General features: G+C 62.5%; 2 protein-coding genes. Both read right to left on the bottom strand.

What is annotated here, in order from left to right:
• Positions 1-169: 169 nt before the first annotated feature.
• On the bottom strand, positions 170-2,605 hold the full coding sequence (locus tag H8E27_00040) for a DUF1588 domain-containing protein (GenBank protein ID MBC8324009.1): 2,436 nt from the start codon (positions 2,603-2,605) through the stop codon (positions 170-172).
• Positions 2,598-3,872, bottom strand: a complete 1,275-nt coding sequence (locus H8E27_00035) for a DUF1552 domain-containing protein (GenBank protein ID MBC8324008.1) — start codon at positions 3,870-3,872, stop codon at positions 2,598-2,600. Before H8E27_00035 ends, H8E27_00040 begins: the two co-directional genes overlap by 8 nt.

The raw sequence follows: 3,872 nt of genomic DNA, 5'->3' as shown, positions 1-3,872 counted from the left end.
CGACGGAGCCGCGGAGCTTGTTGGCGGTGTCCCAGAGGGTTTCCTCGAAGGATTTGGCGGGCTTGGCGGCGGCGGATTGTTTCGGCATGGTCGGGTAATAAACAGGATTGGATTTGTAGGCGTATTGTTAACCCGAATCAAGCACCGCCTCTCCAGCGATTGCCAATCCTTAGCGTTCCCGGAAGAGGGGGCTGTGGATGAGGGCGGCGAGGGTGTCGAGGATTTGGTGATTGTGGCGGGCGGAGTGGGTGAGGATTTTTTCGATTTCGGCGTAGTGCGCCTTGGCGGGTTCGGCGCCGTTGGCGGAGGTGAGGGCTTTGGTGATGAATGAGCGCACGAAGCGGTCGCGGTTGGCTGGAGTAAGGAGGGCGGCGCGGTATTCGGTGATGTCGCGGTAGGCAGCGCCATTGCGGAAGGTGGCGGCGGCATCGATGGGGAGGCGAACGGTTTTGTTGCTGTTGGGCGGGGTGATCTCATAGTCATCGCGCCAGGCGCCGGTGGGGTCGAAATTTTCGAAGGCAAAACCGTATGGGTCGATATTGCGATGGCAGGCAGCGCAGGTGGCTTCGGCCCGGTGGGCGTTGAGGATTTCCTTGATGGTTTTGGCCTGACGCACGTCCGGTTCCTCAATCTGCACGTCGGGCGGTGGAGGCGCGGGATGAATGCCGAGCAGGTTTTCCATGACGTAGATGGCGCGGTGAATGGGCGAGGTGGCAAGGCTGTCGGCGGTGGTGGTGAGAAAGGCGCCCATGCCGAGCAGACCGCCGCGGCGGCCGTCGGTGAAGATGTGTTTGCGGAAGATGGAATCGGCCGGCACACCGGCCACGCCGTAGAGCTGGGCGAGATCGGCGTTGATGAAGCTGTAATTGGCAGAGAGAAATTCGGGCAGCGGTCGGTTATGTTCGATGGCGTGACGGAAGAAATGCAGGGCCTCCTCGATCATGTCTTCGCTGAGGCGTTTGCGGTGGTAGAACCGGTAGCGGTCGGGATCGGGCGCCATGAAGTTGATGTCGTTCAGTTCCAACCACGCGTACGGGAAGGCGCGCAGGAAGGGCTCGGCTTGGCCGTTGGCGAGGCGGCGGCTCAATTCGGCGCGGATACCGGCGAGGGTGTCCAATTTACCAGCAGCCACGGCGGCGCGGAGGTCAGCATCAGGCAAGGTGCTTTGGAAGAAGGCGGCAAACTTGGAAGCGAACCGTTCGTTGGGCGTGAGGTCGTCGGTGTTCAACAGCAGAAACGCGGGCGAGACGAGGACGGCGACAAGGCCTTCCTTGAGCGCTTCCACATCGCCGAGCCGCGGCGCCTTGGCTTGAACGAGGGCGACGATGGGCTTCAACTCGCCGTCGCGCACGGGCCGACGCCAGGCGCGTTCGGCAATGGGCCGGAGAATGGCTTCGGCATTGGCGGCGGAAGGATGCTTGCCCAGCAAGACCACCTGGCGTTGGGGCGGCCAGCTTTCATAGAATGGACCTTCGACGGTGGCGCTGAGGATGCGCGGGCGCGCGCCCTGCCAGTGGTTCACCCAATGGTGCCAGCTCTCGGGTCGGAGAATGCGGCCGCCGGGCCGAGTCTTGATGTTCGCCACGACTTCATCCCAGAGCTTGCGATTGGTGGCCTTGAGGTGTTCGCCGGCGATGGCGTTTTGGAATTTGAAATTGCCGTTGCTGCGCAGGGTAAGTCCGTCGGTCGGATACCGCAGACGCAACCGCGTGCCGGCGGCGAGCCATTCGTTCAACACGATATCGCGCGGACGGTCGTCGGGCAGATCGAAGGTACGCGTGCGATCGCCCATTTGGACAGTGAGCCGGATGGGGTCTTCGTGGTAGACGCCGGTTTTCTCTGTGGCGTAGGTGCGGCGATCGAGGCCCATGGCGCGCACGGTGATTCGATAACGGCCGGTTTCGGGCGCGGTCTTGAATGCCTCGAAATAGCCGAGTTGTTTGGGATCGAGAAAATCAAACCCATTCCGTTTGCCTCGGCGTTCGGGGCGCGTGATGTTTTGGCTGGTATGGGCAGCGAAGATGGCGGTAGGCGGCACTTCGAGGCGACGACGCGGCGGACGTTCGCCGGTGAGAACGGTCGCATCCACGATGCGGCGGGCCGCTTCGACGTATTGTTCGAGGTGAAACTTGCTCATGCCCAGCGTGGCGCTGTGCGTGTCGAAGCCGTGATGCAGGGAATCGCCGATCAGATTGGCGGCGGGCTGGTGCGTGCCGACATCCTCGATGAGCAGCGCGGCGGCAATGCTGTTGGCGAACTCGCGGTTATTCAACCGACGCGGCGGATTACGCAGGGAGAGCTTGGCCGTGGCCTGATACTTGGCCAAGCCGCCTTTGAAATAGGCGACGAGCTGTTGCCGTTGGGCGGCGCTGAGGTTGCTCTTGTCTTCGGGCGGCATTTCGCCGGCGGCCAGCAGATCGGCCGCGTCCAGCCAGCGTTGGAAATTAGCGGCGGTGGGTGCGGGACCGAGGTCGGTCAGCTTGAACTTGCCCTTGGCCTTGTCGGCGTTGTGGCACTCGGCGCAATGTTGTTTCAACAAGGCGGGACTCGCCTGCGCCGGACTCCAAGCCGCGAGGAGCGCGCCGATGGCGAGGAGCCTACGCATGGGGAAGCTCGAAGGTGCCGGTGCTGGTGTTGAATTGGCCGCGCTCGATGCCGAAGCGTTGCATGAGGGTGACGAACAGGTTGCACAAGGGCAGATGCGCGCCGGTGTTGGAGCGGGCGTCCACGTGACCGCGGTGTTTGAAGCCGCCGCCCGCCACGAGGATGGGCAGGTCGCGGTTGGAATGCGTGCCGCCGTAGCCCATGCCGCTGCCGTAAAGCACGATGGTGTGGTCCAGCAGACTCCCCTGCCCGCCCGGTTCCCGGATGGCATCAAGCTTGCGCAGGCAACGCGATAGTCGGGCCAGTTGAAAAGTCTCGATGGCCACGAGCTCGGAGGTGACGTCCTCGCGTTTGCCGTTGTGCGTGCACCCGTGGTAACTGCGGGTGACGCCGGCGATCTCCGTGTACTTGAGACCGGCGGGAAATTCCACGCTGGCCACGCGCGTGAGGTCGGTCTCGAAGGCGTAACCGAGCATGTCGAAAATGGCGTCGTAACGGTTCTCGATAGTGGCGTTCGGATGGTCCAATTGCTCGGACACATCGAAGGTCGGCTTGTCCTTGTCCAACCAGCCGTTGCGATTGGCGAGCGTGGTTTCCAATTCGCGCACGGAGGTTTGAAATTGATCGAGTCGCTCGCGGTCGTTGGCGCCGGCCGTGTTCAGGATGCCTTTGAATTGGTCGCCCACGGTGTCGAGGATGCTGCCGTTGCGCTCCAGCAGATCGCGTCGGGCCGCTTTATCCTGCGGCGTGAGATTGAGGAAGAGATGGTCGAACAGTCTTTGCGGATCCGTGAACGGCCGTTTTTCCACGCCGTTCGCCGTCCAACTCATCCGGATGCCGCCCTCCAAGGCGGCTCCCACGGAATCGTAACGCACCGCGCTGCCGACGTGCCGCGCGATGAGTTGATCAAGCGACAGGTTCTTCTCCGGAAACGCCTGCGCATCCGTCGGCAACACGCCGCTGAGGAAGGAAATCTCCCGACCGTGCCCGCTCACCATGTTGTGGTCCGTGTGCGAGAGGATGGTCATCCGATCCCGCAGCCAGGCCAAGGGCTTGAGCGTCGGCGACATCGTGAACCCCTTCCCGAAGTTTTTGGGAAAGAAATTCGCGGGATGCGCTCCAAACGGATTGCCCACCACCAGAAATCGCAAGGGCGGCCCGGACGCGTTCAACGTCTTTGCATCCGCTGCGCTCAATTGCGATTCCAGCATCGGCAAAGCCAATGCCCCACCCAAGCCTTTCAAAAACGTACGTCGATTGGCGGTCAT

The organism is Limisphaerales bacterium, from assembly GCA_014382585.1.
Lineage (GTDB): Bacteria > Verrucomicrobiota > Verrucomicrobiia > Limisphaerales > UBA1100 > JACNJL01.
This window is presented reverse-complemented; position numbering and strand designations above follow the sequence as displayed.